General features: G+C 71.4%; 10 protein-coding genes. 7 read left to right on the forward strand and 3 right to left on the reverse strand.

Annotation, left to right across the window (positions count from 1 at the left end):
- The first annotated feature begins 15 nt into the window (after nucleotides 1–15).
- Complete coding sequence (locus GA0115234_RS27625) at nucleotides 16–672, forward strand: HD domain-containing protein (RefSeq protein ID WP_093547128.1); 657 nt, start codon at nucleotides 16–18, stop codon at nucleotides 670–672.
- A gap of 182 nt (nucleotides 673–854) precedes the next feature.
- The gene (locus tag GA0115234_RS27630; RefSeq protein WP_093547130.1) at nucleotides 855–1,727 is read left to right on the forward strand and encodes a DMT family transporter; all 873 of its coding nucleotides are present in this window, start codon (nucleotides 855–857) and stop codon (nucleotides 1,725–1,727) included.
- A gap of 26 nt (nucleotides 1,728–1,753) precedes the next feature.
- On the opposite strand, the gene GA0115234_RS27635 is transcribed toward GA0115234_RS27630, so the two are convergent.
- Nucleotides 1,754–2,770 (reverse strand): LacI family DNA-binding transcriptional regulator, encoded by a 1,017-nt coding sequence (locus GA0115234_RS27635; RefSeq protein ID WP_093547132.1) that lies wholly within the window; start codon nucleotides 2,768–2,770, stop codon nucleotides 1,754–1,756.
- Nucleotides 2,771–2,983: 213 nt separating this feature from the next.
- On the opposite strand from GA0115234_RS27635, the gene GA0115234_RS27640 reads away from it, so the two are divergent.
- From GA0115234_RS27640 to GA0115234_RS27650, 3 genes are all read left to right on the forward strand, one after another.
- Nucleotides 2,984–5,926: a glycosyl hydrolase gene (locus GA0115234_RS27640; RefSeq protein ID WP_141718488.1), complete on the forward strand. Its 2,943-nt coding sequence runs from the start codon at nucleotides 2,984–2,986 to the stop codon at nucleotides 5,924–5,926.
- Between the two features lie 100 nt (nucleotides 5,927–6,026).
- Nucleotides 6,027–7,715, forward strand: coding sequence for a hypothetical protein (locus tag GA0115234_RS41920; RefSeq protein WP_093547136.1), 1,689 nt, complete (start codon nucleotides 6,027–6,029; stop codon nucleotides 7,713–7,715).
- A gap of 100 nt (nucleotides 7,716–7,815) precedes the next feature.
- The gene (locus tag GA0115234_RS27650) at nucleotides 7,816–8,709 is read left to right on the forward strand and encodes an aminoglycoside phosphotransferase family protein (RefSeq protein WP_093547138.1); all 894 of its coding nucleotides are present in this window, start codon (nucleotides 7,816–7,818) and stop codon (nucleotides 8,707–8,709) included.
- A 70-nt stretch (nucleotides 8,710–8,779) separates the two neighbouring features.
- Here GA0115234_RS27650 and GA0115234_RS27655 read toward each other — a convergent pair whose 3' ends face one another.
- On the reverse strand, nucleotides 8,780–9,370 hold the full coding sequence (locus tag GA0115234_RS27655) for a lytic polysaccharide monooxygenase auxiliary activity family 9 protein (protein WP_093547140.1): 591 nt from the start codon (nucleotides 9,368–9,370) through the stop codon (nucleotides 8,780–8,782).
- Nucleotides 9,371–9,627: 257 nt separating this feature from the next.
- On the opposite strand from GA0115234_RS27655, the gene GA0115234_RS27660 reads away from it, so the two are divergent.
- Nucleotides 9,628–11,118, forward strand: coding sequence for a glutamate synthase subunit beta (locus GA0115234_RS27660; RefSeq protein ID WP_093547142.1), 1,491 nt, complete (start codon nucleotides 9,628–9,630; stop codon nucleotides 11,116–11,118).
- A gap of 69 nt (nucleotides 11,119–11,187) precedes the next feature.
- Here GA0115234_RS27660 and GA0115234_RS27665 read toward each other — a convergent pair whose 3' ends face one another.
- Nucleotides 11,188–11,826 (reverse strand): chorismate mutase, encoded by a 639-nt coding sequence (locus tag GA0115234_RS27665; protein WP_176729291.1) that lies wholly within the window; start codon nucleotides 11,824–11,826, stop codon nucleotides 11,188–11,190.
- A gap of 433 nt (nucleotides 11,827–12,259) precedes the next feature.
- Between GA0115234_RS27665 and GA0115234_RS27670 the strand changes: the two genes are divergently transcribed.
- Nucleotides 12,260–13,162: a sterol desaturase family protein gene (locus GA0115234_RS27670; protein WP_256088831.1), complete on the forward strand. Its 903-nt coding sequence runs from the start codon at nucleotides 12,260–12,262 to the stop codon at nucleotides 13,160–13,162.
- The last annotated feature ends 26 nt before the right edge of the window (nucleotides 13,163–13,188 follow it).

Raw genomic sequence — 13,188 nt, forward strand, 5'->3', positions numbered from 1 at the left:
GACAAAGGAGTTCCCATGCCCAACAGCGCCGATCTCCCCACCCCCACCACCACCGTGACGGTCCCCGACACCGAACTGGCCTCGGCTGCCACCCAGTTGGTGCGCGACACGACCGACGACCTGATCTACCACCACTCCCGCCGCGTCTACTTCTTCGGCGGGCTCCAGGGACACCACCGCGGGCTGAGCTTCGACCCCGAACTGCTCTACGTCGCGGCCATGTTCCACGATCTCGGCCTCAACGAGGAATTCCGCGGCAGCGGGCGCCGGTTCGAGGTGGACAGCGCGGACGAGGCGCGGCGATTCCTGCAGAGCCGCGGTGTGCCGGAGGACAGCATCCGGCGCGTCTGGACGGCCGTCGCGCTCCACACGACGCCGGGAATCCCGGCACACATGGAACCCGAGGTCGCCCTGGTGACAGCCGGTGTGGAGTACGACGTACTGGGCATCGGATACGACGACATCAGCGAGGCCGACCGCATGGCGATCGTCGCCCTCCACCCCCGCCCCGACTTCAAACGGCGCATCCTCAAGGCCTTCACCGAAGGCATCGCGCCCAAGCCGGAGACCACGTTCGGCAATGTGAAGGCCGACGTCCTGGAGCGCTACGCCCCCGGGTTCGAACGCGGCGACTTCGTGGACACCATCCTGGACTCCGCCTGGCCGGAGTGACGAGCGAGGGACGCCCCACCCCGGCGGCGGAGTCGGCGACGGCACGGTGGGGCCGGCCCGCCCCGTCGTTATAGTTGGCCGCTACAGGAAAGTGGCTGCGGGGGCGGGCCAGTGCGCCACGGGCCGGTCCCGTGCCGGGCACCCACTGCCCGCACCTCCGTCGCCCACGGAAAGGCCATGCGATGCCGGCCGTCCTCGTCCTGCTGCTCTCCGGAACCTGGCTGCTCTCCGGTGCCCTGGTCACCGGGACCGATCCGCTGATCGTCGCCGTGGGCCGCACCGCCGTGTGCTGCGCGGTGCTCACCGCCGTCGCCGCCTCCAGCGCGGACGGGCGGGCCGATCTGCGCCGGGCCGCCGCCCGACCGGGCACCGTATGGCTGCTGGGCCTGCTCGGATTCGCCGGGTACGCGGCGGGGACCCTCCTCGCCATCCCACGCATCGGCACCTCGCTCACCAATCTCGTCGTCGCGCTGATGCCGTGCGCCTCGGTCGCGGTCGGCGCGATGTTCTTCGGCGAGCGGTCCGGGCCGCGCAAGGTGACGGGAGCGGTACTCGCCTGCGCGGCGGCCGTCGGATACGCGGCGCTCGGTGCGGACGCGGGTGACGCGGACGGAGTGGGGCTGCTGCTGGTGGCGGCGGCGACCGTGGCCTTCGCCGGATACGGGTTCCTGTACCGGCAGCGGCTGTCGGGGCTGCCGCCGCTCGCCGTGCTGCCGGTACTGCTCGCGGCCGCCACCTGTCTGCTGCTGCCGATGGCTCTGCCCGCACTGATCGCCCACCCGCCGACCCCTGCCGCGATCGGCGGCACAGTGGTGCTGGGCGCGGCCGTGTACGCGCCCGCCTACCTCGTGCAGCACCGGCTCATCCTGCTCCGCGGACCGGTCTTCACCGCCGCCGTGCAGCTGGCCGTTCCCTTCACCGTGCGCGTGGGGGACTGGGCGCTGGGCACCGCACCCGCCCCCTCTCCCGCCGAGCTGCTGCTCCTCGCGGTGTGCTGCGGGGGCATCGGGCTCGTCACCGTCCAGCCGCGGGCCCGGCTCGCCGCCGCCGAATGAGCGCGGGCTCTCCGGACCCGGCCGCCTCAGGTGCCCGGTTGTGCCCCGGCCGTCGTCGTGCCGACCACCAGTGTGCACGGGTGGGCATGCATCCCGGGGGCGTCCAGTCCGTCGGCCACCTGGGCCGCTGCGGCGGCGCCCAGCGCGGCCAACCCCATGTCCACGGTGGTGAGATGGCGGGTGTGCTGGCCGCTGATCACGTACTCCCAGTTGTCCACGCCGACCAGTGCGACATCGTCCGGGACCCGCCGTCCCGACTCCCGCAGAACTGACTCCACCCCCAGCGCGATCTGGTCGTTGCCGCAGAACACGGCATCGAAGCGGGTACCGGAGTCGATCAGGTGGCGGCAGGCGGTGGCGCCCCAGGCCCGGCTCCAGTCGCCCCGGAGCGTCTCCGTCGCGGGGGACAGCCCGGCCTCGGCGAGCGAAGCCGTCAGCCCCTGCTCACGTCCCGTCGCGGCGGTGTCCGCCGCCTCGCCGGTGATGTGCGCGATGTGCCGCCTGCCCAGCGACAGCAGATGCTCGCCCGCCAGCCGCCCCGCCATCCGGCTGTCGGGGACGTAACAGGAGTCGTCCGCCCGGTCGGTGATCCCGAACGCGTAGGCGACCGGGGCGGAGAACTCGGCCGTGACGGACCGTATGTGGGCCAGGAGACCGTCACCGATCACCAGGACGCCGTCGACCCGCCGGGCCAGGAGTCTGCGTACACCGTCGGCCATCGATTCCGGGTCGAAGCCCGTGTCGTAGAGCAGGCAGGCCTGTTCCCGGCTGCCGAGATGGGTGACCGCCCCGACCAGCACCGGCTCGGTGAAGGCCCCCCGGGCGTTCTGGGCGAGAATGCCGATCGTCCGGCTCCGGCCCAACGCGAAGGACTGCGCCAGGGCATTGGGCCGGAAATCGAGTCTGCGCGCGGCCTCCGCGATGCGTGAGCGCGTCGCGGCCGAGACCCGGCCGCCGCCGTTCAATGCCCGTGACGCCGTGGAGAGCGACACCCCGGCGACCGCCGCGACATCGCCCAGTGTGACCCTGCCTCGTTCCGACATGGCATCAGCCTAACCATGATGCGCAACTGCTTGTGCGAATCCGCCGGTTGCCGTGCGAACCCTTGACAGGGACGGTCCGTGGGACCAGTCTGTGCCGCGCTTGAGCAAGCGGTTGCGCAACGGCCCGGAGCCGCATCGGGCTCAGCCCGTACACGTTCTTCGCAGTGACCTCGCGCAGCACCTCCGCGCCCGATGATCAGGGAGTTTCACGCCATGCGACATCGACCACGCAGACGCCTGTCCCGAGCGACGGTGGCCTTCTGTACCCTGCTCGGCCTCCTGGCCTTCGGCCCGGCCTCTGCAACTGCCCTGTCCGGAACGGAGATCGGGAATCGGGGCGCCACGGCCGACGCCGCCCGCCACGCCCTCGCGCCGTCCGCGGTCGCCACCGATGACGTACGGATCGAGGTGACGACCCCCGGCAACCTCTTCGACCCGGGCGTCCCGGCGACCTTCGGGGTGCTCTCCGCCCGTGACGGCACCGTGCCCTGGAGCGTCCGCGACTACCGGGGCCGGACCGTGCGCGGCGGCACCGCCGCGATCGACCCGGCCACCCGTGAAGGCGCCGTGGACGCCGGTGAACTGCCCCTCGGCTACTACACCTTGACGATCCGGGGCACCGCCGCGGGCGGAGCGCCGGTCACCCGGACCGCCGGCTTCGCGGTGCAGCGTCCCGGCCCCGACCCGAAGCGCACCACCGACTCCTTCTTCGGAATCAACCACCACTACCGCTCTGCCCCCGGCGACGCCTGGGACGACAGCACCGGACTCGCCGCCCGCGCCGGCGCCGACACCCTGCGCGTCGACTCCGCCTACTGGGGCACCGTCGAGCACCCCAAGGGCGAGTACCAGTGGCCCGAGGCCAGCGAACGCGTCACCGCGGACTTCGCTGCGCGCGGCCAGGACGGTCTGATGCTGCTGGGCTTGGGCAACTCCGACTACGGCAGCATCCCGAGCACCGACGAGGCGTACCGGGCGTTCGGGAAGTACGCCGGCCATGTCGCGGAGAAGGCCGCCGGCCGGATCGGGGCGCTGGAGGTCTGGAACGAGTACTACGGCGGTTTCTCCAGCGGGGTGTGCTCGCAGAGCGCGAAGTGCTACGCCAAGATGCTGGCCGCCGCGTACTCGGGGGTCAAGGCCGCCGACCCGAAGGTGACCGTGGTCGGAGCCTCGTCGTTCAAGGTGCCGCTGGACTGGTTCGAGGAACTGTTCCGGCTCGGCGGGCTCAAGCACATGGACGCGGTCTCCATCCACCCCTACCGCGCCCCGGGCACCCCCGAGGGCGTCGCACTCGACATCGACGGCCTCAAGCGGCTGATGCGCCAGTACAACCACGGCAGGGAACTCCCCATCTGGATCACCGAGCAGGGCTGGACCTCCGCCGGGCGGGACGGCGTCGGCGTCGGCGAGCAGACCCAGGCGCAGAGCACCGCACGCGCCCTGCTGGAGGCCAGGGCCGCGGGCGTCGCCCGCTACTACTGGTACGACCTGGTCAACGACGGCAACGGGCCGGACAACGCGGAGCACAACTTCGGCCTGCTGCGCAGCTCGGGCCCGGAGGCCGACGGGCTCAACCCGAAGCCCGCCTATCTCGCCTACTCCACCGTCGCCCGCGAGCTGACCGGGGCGCGGTTCACCCGCCGCCTGCGCACCGGGGACGACGACCTCCACGCGTACGCGTTCAGGTCCGCGGCCGCCTCGCCCGGCGTCGGTGCGGTGACCACGGCCCTGTGGAGCGGCGACCGCACCGGCAAGCCCGTGCGGGTGCGGACCGGGAAGCCGGTCACCGTGGTGGACATGCTCGGCTCGGAACGGGTGCTGGAGCCGGTGGACGGCTGGGTGTACCTGACGGCCACCGGCGCCCCGGTCTATCTCCGGGCCGCGGTGGACGAGGTCGAGGCGTCACCGCTGCTGTCGCTGTCCGCACCGGAGGACATCGCGGCGGGCGCGGACGTTCCGGTGACCGCCACGCTCGACAACCGTGCCACGGGCCGCGAGGACGGGGCGAAGACACGCCGACGCACGGCCGTCTTCGAGATCGAGGGCGAGAAGGTCACCGTCTCGGCGGCACCCGGCCGACGGGGCCGCGCCGTCCTGAAGGTCCCGGCCGGGGACACGCCCGGAAGCCGCGGTCTGGCCGCGGCGGTCACCCTCGACGGGAAGCGGGCCGGTGCGGTCGCGTCCGGCACGGAGGTGACGACGGAGCCGGTGACGGTCGACGTGTCCCCGGAGATGTCGGTGAAGGGCTCCGTCCGCACCGACCGGCTGGCGGTGACCGTCACCAACCACTCGCCGGACGACCCGGTCGGGGTGACGGGGATCGGCTGGTCCTTCGGCGACACCTCCGGAACGATCACGGGCCGGGACGTCGCCGACGGCGGCACCGTCCCACCGCTCGCCTCCCGCACCTTCCGCGCCACCGTCGAGGGAGCCTCCGCCTACGCGGTCGAGCCGGTCCGGGTGAGCGCCGGGCTCGCGGACGGACGCACCGTGCGCGACAGCGACTCCTTCGGCTTCAGCCCGATCACCAGGGCGACCCCGCATCTGGTGGACGGCAGGCTCACCGGCCTGGGGAACGTCCCGAAGGTGGACCTCTCCGAGGTCGGCACGTACAACGGCATCGAGCCCTCCGTCGCCGACGGCGACCTCTGGGCGACCTGGGACGACAAGAACCTCTACGTGTCCGCGGTCGTCCGGGAGAAGGACCACCGGACGGCACGGAAGGTGGCCTGGCTGCCCGCCGGTGACAGCATCGGCATCGGGGTGCAGCCGGGCAAGCCGGGGGAGGGGCTGGGGCGTTGGGGCGCCGACTGGTACATGCTCTACGCCGGTGACACCGTGACCCAGGGGCCGGGTGTCTTCGTCGAATCGCTGCCGAAGGACTACCCCGTGGGTCCCGTGCCGGGAGCCGATGTCCGGGTGGCCCGCGACGAGGCGGCCGGGACGACGACCTACCTGGTCGCCGTCCCGTGGAAGCGGATCGCCCCGCTGTCGCCCGCGAACCCCTCGTTCTCGATGACCCTGACGGTCAACAAGAACGACGGCGTGCAGCGGGACAACTACCGCTCGCTCGGTCTGGACGGATGGCAGACGTGGGGCGACGGGCTCAACAACTGGAAGCTGGTGCGCTACCAGCGGGTACAGCTGACCCGCTGACCTGCTCGCGGGCCGGTGGGCCCCACGACACCCGGCGCCCACCGGCCACCGCTCACGACATCCGTGACCTCCACCATCGACAGCGAGAGGGCGAACCACCATGACGCACACCCCCATCGACGCCGGCGCCACGCCGGGCTCCGGGCGCCCGCCCCGCGACCGGCCGGATTCACGACGTCGTCCGCTCCTCACCCGCGTTCCGGCTCTCGCTCTCGCGCCGGTCCTGGCGGTGTCCCTGATCGTGGGCCTTCCCCCATCCGCCCCCGCCGCGACGCACACCCTCTCCGTCACCTCCCCGAGCCTGATCTTCCAACGGGGCCAGGGCGTCGTGGAGTTCGGCTCGTCGGCGGCCTCGGTCTCCTGGACGGTCAGCGACGAGCAGGGCACCCGGGTACGCGGCGGCACCAGCTGGCTCTCCGGCGGGAAGGCCACCATTCCCGTCGCCGACCTCGCCCCCGGCTACTTCCAACTCTCCCTGCACGCGGGCTCCGCCACCGATCCGACCGACCTGCACACCTCGTTCGCCGTCATCGAACCGGTGCCGGACAGCGCGGTCGGCCCGGCCTCACCGTTCGGCGCCGCCGTCCACATCGGCCGTACGGGCTGGGGCCTGAACGTGCTGGACGAGGCGCGGAAGGCAGGCATCGCGCACATCCGCGAGGACGCCTGGTGGGACCGGTTCGAGACCACGAAGGGCAGCTACACCTTCCCGGCCGCGTTCTCCACCGAGATGGCACACGTCCGCGCCCTGGGCATCACCCCGCTGATCATCGCGAACGGCGCCAACCCCCTGTACGACAAGGGCCGTACGCCGAGCGGCCCCGAGGGCGTCGCCGCCTTCGGCGCGTTCGCCGGGGCGCTGCTGAAGCACTACGGCCAGAGCGACGTCGAGGTGCTCAACGAGTACAACGCGGGCACGTTCAACAACAGCGCCTGCGGGCGGAGCGCCGCCTGTTACCTCGACGTGCTCAAAGGCGTCAACCAGGCCGCGAAGGCCGCGGTGCCGGGCGCCTCGGTCGTCGGGCCAGCCACCATAGGGATCGGCAACTGCGTCCACGCGGACGGCACCAAGTGCTTCGCACCGGACCTCATCGACCGCGGCGGGCTGAAAGAGATGGACGCCTACAGCGTCCACCCCTACCACTACCCCGGCGGACCGGAATGGCTGCGCGGCTCCGGCGACACCATCGCGGGCCTGCGGGAGCGGATCCGCGCCGCCAACGGGGGCAAGGACAAGCCGATCGTCCTCAGCGAGATGGGCTGGCCCACCGACACCGGCCACGGCACCACCGAGCGCCAGCAGGCCGACAACCTGATCCGGCTCTACGCCATAGGCCTCGCCAACGGTGTGTCCCGGGTCTACTGGTACGACCTGGTCGACGACGGCAGCGACCCCGCCGAGAAGGAACAGAACTTCGGCATGCTCCGGCAGCCGGTGACCGCCACCGCCGCGAACCCGGTCGCGGTCACCGCCAACGCCCCGAAACCGGCCGCGGTCGCCCAGGCCGTGGCGGCCCGGATGCTCGGCGGCAAGACGTACGCCGGCGACGACGGCGTGGCCGCACCGGCCTACTCCGTCCGCTTCACCGGCGGCGTCACGACCCGCGTGGTGTGGGCGACCACCGCCCGTGACCTCACGGTCTCGGCGACCGGCCCGGTCACGCTGGTCGACTCCTGGGGCCGACGCACCGTCGAACAGCCGACGAACGGCCGCCTCACCCTGGAGGCCGGACCGTCCCCGGTGTTCGTCGAGGGCCCCGTCACCGGCGTCGGAGCGGCGACGCCGTAAGGAGGCCGGCCGGGAAAACGGGTCGACGGGCGGGTGCCGGGCGCGCTGTGATGGCCGGCACTGCCCGCCGCACGGAGCGGGCCGGAGGCAGGAGCCGTTCTTGACCGCCGAGCCGACGGTGGACATCCACCCCGCGATCGACACCGCGCTCGTCAGACGTCTGGTCGAGACGCAGTTCCCCCAGTGGGCCGGGCTGCCGCTGAAGCGGCTGGAACGGGCAGGCTCCGACCATGTGATCCACCGGCTCGGCGAGGAACTGTCCGTCCGGCTGCCCCGCCATCGCGGGGCGGCCGGACAGGCCGGCAAGGAGTCCACCTGGCTGCCCCGGCTCGCCCCGGGCCTGCCGCTGGCCGTCCCGGTTCCGATGGAGGTGGGGGAGCCGGCCTTCGGCTACCCGTGGCCCTGGGCGGTGTCCCGCTGGCTGGACGGCGAGGTGGCGACGGTGGCGGCCCTGGCGGACTCGGTGGACGCCGCCGTCGAGCTGGCGGGGTTCCTGGTCGCGCTCCAGCGGCTCCCGCCCGCCGAGGACCGCGAGGGACTGACCGCGGAGTCGCTGGCCGACCGGGACGGTGCGACGCGGGCCGCCATCGCGGAGGTCGACGGCACCTTCGACTCGGTGGCCATGACCGAGCTGTGGGAGGCGGCGCTCGACGCGCCCGGCTGGGACCGCCCCCCGGTCTGGTACCACGGTGATCTCCACACCGGAAACCTGCTGACCGGCGTCGGCCGCCTCAGCGCGGTCATCGACTTCGGTGAACTCGGCATCGGCGATCCGGCCTGCGACCTGACCATCGCCTTCACTCTCATGTCCGCCCGTTGCCGGACCGTCTTCCGTGAGGCGCTGGGCGTGGACGACGCCACCTGGACCAGGGGGCGGGGTTGGGCGCTGGCCACCGGGCTGAACGCCTACACCTCATACGCCGACGACCCCCGGGTCGCCGCGCAGACCACCCGCCAGATCAACGAGGCGCTTGTTCGACAGCACACCGCCTGACGATTCCCACGGCCCGGGGCGGGACCCATCGGGACCCGCCCCGGGCAGGGAATCCGGCCGCCGGCCGGACTCAGAAGGTGACGTCCGAACAGGCATAGAACGCGTTGCCGGTGTCGGCGATCGTCCACACGCCCAGGATCAGGTGCTTGCCCGACTTCTGCGGCAGAACCCCGGAATGGGTCACGGTGGATCCCGGGAGACGGCCGCCGAAGGGCACGGTCAGGAACGGCTGCGGCTCCAGATCGGCCCGGGTGAGGGGCTTGGTGGGGTCGTAGCCGTCCTTGGTGATGTAGTAGCGGAAGTCGGTCGTGGCGTGCCGGGCCTCGATCCGCCAGCGGAAGGTGTAGCTCTGTCCGCCGGTGACCTGTGTCGCGGGCCAGGCACCGCCGCGCGGGTCGTCGAGCTCGGAGAACCGGCCGTTGCCGCCGGCGCAGATGGTGCCGTCGACCGGGCCGCGGGCGGGGAAGCCCTTCGGGCCCTCGACGCTCGGCGGCTCCCACTGGATCTGGCCGCAGTTGCGGACGGTGCCGTTGCCGCAGAGCTGCTGACGGCTGATGGGTGCGTCGGTGTAGCCATGGCCCTGGGCGCTGCCGGTGGTGACGAGGAGGGAGGCTCCGGCGATCCCGAGGCCGAGAACGAACGAGGTGATCCTTCTGCGCATGCTTCTCTCCTGAGGGAGGTGTGGGGGCGCTGCGAGGCGAGTGGGGAGGGCGCGCTCCAACCCACTAGGTCTAGACCAACTTCGAGACTAGTCAGGTGAATTGGTCATGTCCATACCAGTAATGCGCCGCTGCGTAACCGATCGGTAACCAGATCGATCGGGTCCGGGAGTGCCGCCGACGCAGTGCTTTGCCGGACAAAGCAGGCGTAGGCTGACTAAAGCGCCTGTGCACCGCGAGTGAGCGATGGAGGCGGCCCATGACCGACCCGCACGGCTTCCTCAAATTCCCCCGCCGCCCTGTCCCGGCGCGCCCCGTCGAGGAACGGCTCCGCGACTGGAACGAGGTCTACGCGGGACAGGCGACGCTCCCCCTCGTCTCCGAGCAGGCCGGGCGCTGCATGGACTGCGGCATACCGTTCTGCCACAGCGGCTGCCCGCTGGGAAACCTCATCCCCGAGTGGAACGCCTACGCGAGGCGCGCGGACTGGCGGGCCGCCGCCGAGCGGCTGCACGCGACGAACAACTTCCCGGAGTTCACCGGACGACTGTGTCCGGCCCCGTGCGAGGACGCCTGCGTGCTGACCATCAACGCCGACCCGGTGACCATCAAGAACGTCGAGCAGGCCATCGCCGACCAGAGCTGGGAACGCGGGTACGCGTCACCGCGGCCGCCCGAGCGGCTCAGCGGGAAGACCGTCGCCGTCGTCGGCTCCGGGCCGGCCGGACTGGCCGCGGCGCAGCAGCTCACGAGAATCGGCCATACCGTCGCCGTCTACGAGCGTGCCGACCGCATCGGCGGACTGCTCCGCTACGGCATCCCCGCGTTCAAGATGGAGAAATGCCACCTGGACCGCCGCATCGAGCAGATGCGGGCGGAAGGCACCGTCTTCCGCACGGGCGTGGACATCGGCAGCGACCTCGACGCCGCCGAGCTCGCCGAGCGCCACGACGCGGTCGTCGTCGCCGTCGGCGCGCGAGGACAGCGGGAGTTGCCCGTCCCCGGTCGCGAGCTGCGCGGCATCCATCAGGCCATGGACTATCTGACCCTGGCCAACCGGGTCACCGAGGGCGACTTCGAGACATCCGCCGTCACCGCCGAGGGCAAGCGCGTGGTGATCATCGGGGGTGGGGACACCGGCTCGGACTGCATGGGGACCGCGTTGCGCCAAGGGGCCTCCTCCGTCGTGCAGTTGGACATCAATCCGGAGCCCGGCGACACCCGGCGGGACGGCGAGCCCTGGCCCGTGTACCCGAAGGTCTATCGGATATCCCACGCCCACGAGGAGGCCCGGGGACGCGAGGGCGCGGATCCGCGGGTCTTCGCCTCGGCCACCCTCCGCTTCGAAGGCGACCCGACCGGGCAGGTGCAGGCGTTGCGCCTCGCGGAAGTGGAGCCCGAGGGCAGGAGGCCACGCCCGGGGACCGAGCGGGGGATCCCGGCGGATCTGGTCCTGCTCGCCCTTGGCTTCCACGGCCCGGAACAGGGCACGGGGCTGATGCGACAGCTCGGACTCAGGCTGGACGACCGGGGAAACTTCGCCCGGGACGACGGCTTCGGGGCCCGGACGGCGGAGCGCACCCGGCCGGACGGGATCTTCATCGCCGGTGACGCGGGCCGCGGCCAGTCCCTCGTGGTGTGGGCCATCGCGGAGGGACGGTCGGCCGCCGCCGCGACGGACCGCTACCTGAGCGGCTCCACCGTCCTCCCGGCCCCCATCGCACCGCAGGACCGGCCTCTGGTGGCCTGAGCGTCCGACCGCGCGGATCCGCCCGGGTGTCGAACGGCCGACGTCAATGCGCCATCCTCGCCCCGTATTTCAGGCGTGTCCGTCGCGCGGCACACCGTTGGCGGCCGCGCATACGGACCTCAGGGCGACGTCCAGCGCCGCCGCATGCAGTTCGTCGAGGCTCCTGTCGCGGCCCACGCGTCCCGCCGAGACGGCCAGAGCGGTGCGGCAGAGCGTGACGGAGCGCCGGTACGGCGCCGCGTCGGCGACGGCCCGGACGAGCGCCTCGTTGAGGTGGTCGATCTCCTCGCGTGCCTCGTCGAGGTCGGGACGGTCGGTGGGCGCCTCGCCCGGATGGTCCCGCCACAGCCGGTGCAAGCCGCGCTGCACCTTCTTGTTCGCCTCGATCTGGTCCCTGAAGACCAGCCTGGTCAGGCGTGGGTCCGCGCCGAGCTTCCTGGCCTGTCCGGCGGCGGAGTCCAGCACCCGTTGTTCCCTGGCGGGGTCGTCGACCGGCTCTCCGGCGCCCCACTTGGCCGCGGCGACCAGGTCTCCGGTGGCGATGCGCCGGGCGGAGATCTCGGCGACGGAGAACAGGGGAGGCCGCTGGGACGGACCGCCGGTACGCGTCGCGGCCGTGGCGGGCGGGACGGCGGCCGCTCCGACGAGCAGTACCGCCGTGGTCACCGTACTGGTCGGCAAATGGCGCGGCAGCGGGGTCCGTTGCACAGGGATTCCTTGTCGATCCGGAGCGGCGTTCGAGGGAAATCGAAAATACTTTCCGGTATTACTAGTAATTCATATTCACGGCGGGCTGAAGGATTCGGGAGTCATCCGCCATTTTCTCCAGGATCGCCGCAGCGTATCGCTACGAGGCTTGAATTCGACGGTTGGGCCCGCTGGTAGGGGAAAAGTAAGGAGGGCGGGCCACGAGACGGCACTCGGGTCCGCAGGGCCCATCAGACGGTCCGCATCACACTCCAGCCCACATTCTCCGCGCGTGACAGGCGACGAACGGTGTGCCGGTCGTGTGTATCCACAGGTAGTAGTCAGTTTCTCCTTCACGGTCTGTGCGCCCATCTGTGCATCGCTCCGTGCTGGTTCCTTCGTAAAGGTGCTGCGAGTGGAAAGTTGTGAACCGCTGCCCGGCGGTGAGCCGGAGGTGGATTCCGGTCGGGCCCGGGGGGAAGGCGCGCCGACATCCTCCACGCGCGCTGTTCTGTGTGTGTCGGCCTACCCCTTCCTGCTGGCGAGCACGGTTTTGGTGGCCGCCGTGGCGTTGTGGTTCGACTGGGACCCCGACCGGGTGAGTCCGCTCTTCCTGCTCGGCGTCATCTCCTATCTCACCGCGCTCGAACGCCTGATTCCGCACCGGCGGTCCTGGCACCCGAATGCCGGTGAATGGCGTTGGTACGGCGTCTATTTCGTACTGACGATGGTGGCCAGCGCCTTTGCGCAGTACCTGGTTTCCGCGGTCGTCACCGTGGTGTCGCCGCACGAGCCGGCGTTCAACCTCTGGGTGGAGATGCCGGCGGCATTGCTGACGGGTTCCCTGGCCAGTTATCTGGTGCACCGGCTCGGTCACACCAACGCGATACTGTGGCGCGTGCACGGGGTGCACCATGTGCCGGAGAAGGTCAACGTCGCCAATAACGGCGTCAACCACGTCCTCGATATCGTTCTCGCGCAGGGAACCGTTCAACTGGCCCTGGCGCTGGTCGGTTTCTCGCGTGACTCCGTGTTCGTCGTGGGCCTTTTCGTCGCTGCCCAGGGCTACTTCGTCCACGCCAACATCGACGTGCGCATCGGCCGGCTCAACCATGTGCTCGCCAGCCCCGAACAGCACCGTCTGCACCACAGCACCGACCTGTCCGAGGCGGGCCACTACGGCTCGGACCTGTCGATCTGGGACCACTTCTTCGGCAGTTACACCTGGCGGCCCGGCCGCGAACCGGTCGCGGTCGGCCTTGGCGACCCCGCGTCCTTCCCCCCTACCGGGGAGATCGTTTCCAGCCTTCTTCACCCCTTGCGCCGTGCGAAGGGGCCCGGGACCGGTTCTGCCTGAACTGCCCTTTCCATGCCGTGCCGCGG

The organism is Streptomyces sp. DvalAA-43 (assembly GCF_900091725.1).
Classification (GTDB): Bacteria; Actinomycetota; Actinomycetes; order Streptomycetales; family Streptomycetaceae; genus Streptomyces; species Streptomyces pulveraceus.

Excerpts from the sequence above, each read along its gene's own strand:
- GA0115234_RS27655 (WP_093547140.1), bottom strand. The coding sequence starts at position 9,370 with ATGCGCAGAAGGATCACCTCGTTCGTTCTCGGCCTCGGGATCGCCGGA.
- GA0115234_RS27660 (WP_093547142.1), top strand. The coding sequence starts at position 9,628 with ATGACCGACCCGCACGGCTTCCTCAAATTCCCCCGCCGCCCTGTCCCG.
- GA0115234_RS27640 (WP_141718488.1), top strand. The coding sequence starts at position 2,984 with ATGCGACATCGACCACGCAGACGCCTGTCCCGAGCGACGGTGGCCTTC.
- GA0115234_RS27625 (WP_093547128.1), top strand. The coding sequence starts at position 16 with ATGCCCAACAGCGCCGATCTCCCCACCCCCACCACCACCGTGACGGTC.
- GA0115234_RS27630 (WP_093547130.1), top strand. The coding sequence starts at position 855 with ATGCCGGCCGTCCTCGTCCTGCTGCTCTCCGGAACCTGGCTGCTCTCC.
- GA0115234_RS27635 (WP_093547132.1), bottom strand. The coding sequence starts at position 2,770 with ATGTCGGAACGAGGCAGGGTCACACTGGGCGATGTCGCGGCGGTCGCC.
- GA0115234_RS41920 (WP_093547136.1), top strand. The coding sequence starts at position 6,027 with ATGACGCACACCCCCATCGACGCCGGCGCCACGCCGGGCTCCGGGCGC.